The sequence below is a fragment of the Kitasatospora sp. NPDC054795 genome (assembly GCF_053611565.1).
Genome location: NZ_JBSHAP010000271.1, coordinates 1 through 3,354 on the forward strand (window position 1 = coordinate 1; position 3,354 = coordinate 3,354).

Annotated in this window: 2 protein-coding genes; both read right to left on the reverse strand. The window is 75.1% G+C overall.

The window, feature by feature from the left end:
* Positions 1-217: 217 nt before the first annotated feature.
* A complete protein-coding gene (locus ACWGJO_RS41300; RefSeq protein ID WP_452190924.1) occupies positions 218-1,621 on the reverse strand; it encodes a glutamate decarboxylase in 1,404 nt (467 codons plus the stop codon).
* A 102-nt stretch (positions 1,622-1,723) separates the two neighbouring features.
* Positions 1,724-3,157 (reverse strand): FGGY family carbohydrate kinase, encoded by a 1,434-nt coding sequence (locus ACWGJO_RS41305; RefSeq protein WP_387693799.1) that lies wholly within the window; start codon positions 3,155-3,157, stop codon positions 1,724-1,726.
* Between the last annotated feature and the right edge of the window lie 197 nt (positions 3,158-3,354).

Consider the following 3,354-nt stretch of genomic DNA (forward strand, 5'->3'; position numbering starts at 1 on the left):
AACGGGAACTGAGCCGGGGTCACCGCACAACGGATCCATGGGATTTCGCCACGGCGGCCGGGCCGCGGGGGGGCGGGGGCGGGGGCCGCGGGGGCCCCCCCCCGCCCCGGGCCCCCCCGGGGGGGGTCGCCGGCCCCGGTCCGCCGGGATGATCCGGCGGGGAGGGCGCTTCGCTGCGCCCTCCCCGCCGTGACGTTCTCCCGGTTGTGCGAAGGGTTCAGTGGTGGAAGCCCGAGCGGGGCGGCACCCCGAGCTGCTGGAGCGGGACGGGCTGGCGCCGCAGTTCCGGCAGCAGCCGGTCGAGGTCGGACAGCAGCAGGTCGGCGAGGTCCCGCGAGAAGCCGTTGCGGCAGACCACCCGGAGCACCGACAGGTCCTCCCGGTTCGCCGGGAAGGCGTACGCGGGCACCTGCCAGCCGCGTTCGCGCAGCCGCCGCGAGACGTCGAACACGTCGAACGGGACGTCCCCTTCGGTGGTGAAGGCGAACACCGGCAGCTGGTCGCCCCGGGTCAGCAGCCGGAAGCCGTCCAGCTTCCCGATCCGTTCGGCGAGGTAGGTGGCGACCTCCCGGCAGGCGCCCTGGACGGCCCGGAAGCCCTCCCGGCCGAGCCGCAGGAAGATGTAGTACTGGGCGACCACCTCGGCGCCGGGCCGGGAGAAGTTGAGGGCGAAGGTCGGCATCTCGCCGCCCAGGTAGTTGACCCGGAAGACCAGTTCCTCCGGCAGTGCTTCCTTGTCGCGCCAGAGCGCCCAGCCCACCCCGGGGTACACCAGGCCGTACTTGTGGCCGGAGGTGTTGATCGAGGCGACCCGGGGCAGCCGGAAGTCCCAGGACAGGTCCGGGTCGAGGAAGGGCGCCACCATGCCGCCGGAGGCGCCGTCCACGTGTACCGGGACGTCGGTGCCGGTGCGCTCCTGGAAGGCGTCCAGGGCCGCGCAGATCTCCGCGACCGGCTCGTACGAGCCGTCGAAGGTGGAGCCGAGCACGGCGACCACGCCGATGGTGTTCTCGTCGCACAGCGCGACCGCCCGCTCGGCGTCCAGGTGGAAGCGGTCGCCCTCCATCGGCGCGGTGCGGGTCTCGACCTCCCAGAAGTTGCAGAACTTCTCCCAGCAGACCTGCACGTTGACGCCCATCACCAGGTTCGGCCGGGCCCCGGCGGCGTAGCGGTCGGGGTTGCGCCGCATCCAGCGGCGCTTGAGCGCCATGCCGGCCAGCATGCAGGCCTCGCTGGAGCCGGTGGTGGAGCAGCCGACGGCGGTGTCCGGGTCGGGGGCGTGCCAGAGGTCGGCGAGGATCGCCACGCAGCGCCGCTCCAGTTCGGCGGTCTGCGGGTACTCGTCCTTGTCGATCATGTTCTTGTCGAGGCACTCGGTCATCAGCCGGGTGGCCTGGGCGTCCATCGAGGTGGTGACGAAGGTCGCCAGGTTGAGCTTCGCGTTGCCGTCGAGCATCAGCTCGTCGTGGATCAGCTGGTACGTGGTCTCGGCCGCGACCGGGCCCTCGCCGAGCCGGTGCAGCGGCGGGGCCAGCTTCATCGCGCCCAACGGGTCGGCGACGGTCGGGTACGGGCCGATGCTCAGCCGGCGGTCGCCGCCGGCTCCCTTGTGCAGCGCCATGGCGTCCTGCCGCCCTCCGCGTCGGTGGCCGTGTCCTGTCCCACGCTGCCACCGGGCGCCGGGTGCCGCATCCGCACGGCCGTCACCGCCCCCGGGCCGGGGTCAGGCCGCCGCCTCCGGGTGGACCTGGTCGCGGGCGGCCCGGTACTGCTGACGCACCGCCGAGCCGATCGCCAGGTCCTGCTCCCCGTCGGGCTCGACGGTCTCGGCGTCCGGCAGCTCCCACTCCGGCGGCTCCGGGGTGCCCGCCAGCGCCCAGGCGGCCTGCCGGGCGGCCCCGCGGGCGGCGTGGGCGCCCGGTGGCGGCACCACGACCGGGACGCCGAACAGCATCGGGGCGATGTGCCGGACGGCGGGCAGCCGCCCGGCCGTGCCGAGCAGGAACACCCGCTTCACCGCGACGCCCCGGGCGCGCAGCACGTCGAGGGCGTCGGCGATGTTGCACAGCATGCCCTCGACGGCGGCCCGGGCCAGGTGCTGAGGGGTCATCGCCTCGGTCCGCAGCCCGGTCAGGGTGCCGGCCGCGTGCGGCAGCGCGGGGGTGCGTTCGCCGTCCAGGTAGGGCAGCAGCACCAGGCCGTAGGCGCCGGGGGAGGAGTGCAGGGCGAGGTCGCTCAGGCCCTCCAGGTCCCGGCCGAGCAGGGCGGCGGTGGAGCGCAGCACCTCGGCGGCGTTGAGGGTGGCGACCATCGGCAGGTGCCGGCCGCTGGCGTCGGCGAAGGAGGAGACCAGGCCGGAGGCGTCCACCACGGCCTCCTCGTGCACCGCGAAGATCGTTCCGGCGCTGCCGAGGGAGACCACCGCGTCGCCGGGGCCGAGGCCCAGGCCCAGTGCGGCGGCCATGTTGTCCCCGGTTCCGGCCGAGATCAGCAGGCCCTCGGGGGTGTGCCCGGCGGGCTCGGCCGGGGGCAGGACGTCGGGCAGCCTGAGCTCGTGGCCGAGCGCCAGCTCGACCAGGTCCTGCCGGTACTCGCCGGTGATCGGCGACCAGTAGCCGGTGCCGGAGGCGTCGCCGCGGTCGGTGGTGCGGCGCCTGGGGTGGCCGAGCAGCTGCCAGACCAGCCAGTCGTGCGGCAGCAGCACCTCGGCGATCCGACGGGCGTTGGCCGGCTCGAACTCGGCCAGCCAGCGCAGCTTGGCGATGGTGTACGTGGGGGCGGGCACGGCGCCGATCGCGGCGGTCCAGGCGGCCGGGCCGCCGAAGGCGTCCAGCAGCTTGGCGGCGGCCCCGCTGGAGCGCGGGTCGTTCCACAGGAGTGCCGGGCGGACCTGTACCCCGCCCGCGTCCAGGCCGATCATCCCGTGCTGCTGGGCGCTGACACCGATCGCCCGGACGCCCTCCAGCAGGCCGCCGGTCGCGGCGTCGCCGAGCGAGTGCAGCCAGACCTGGGGGTCGGCCTCGCCCGGGCGCAGGTCCTGGTCCTCGGGGACGGGATGGGGCGCCTTGCCGGAGCGCAGGACGGCGCCGGTGTCGGCGTCGCACGCGACGATCCGGGTGCGGTTGGTCGAGCTGTCTATCCCCGCGACGATGGCCATGCCGAGATCATGCCTCAGCCCGGCCCGGGACGCGTCCGGGCCGGGTGGGACGTTGCCGGTTCGCGACCGCGCGTTGGGGTTCGCTTGGGTCCGGCGTCACCGCCCCGTCACCGACGGGGGGTAGCCGCCGGGGGGGGGGGGGGGGGGCGGCCGGGGGGGGGGGGGGTAGCGATATCCCGTAACCGCCCCCGCAGGGG

Excerpts from the sequence above, each read along its gene's own strand:
- ACWGJO_RS41300 (WP_452190924.1), bottom strand. The coding sequence starts at position 1,621 with ATGGCGCTGCACAAGGGAGCCGGCGGCGACCGCCGGCTGAGCATCGGC.
- ACWGJO_RS41305 (WP_387693799.1), bottom strand. The coding sequence starts at position 3,157 with ATGGCCATCGTCGCGGGGATAGACAGCTCGACCAACCGCACCCGGATC.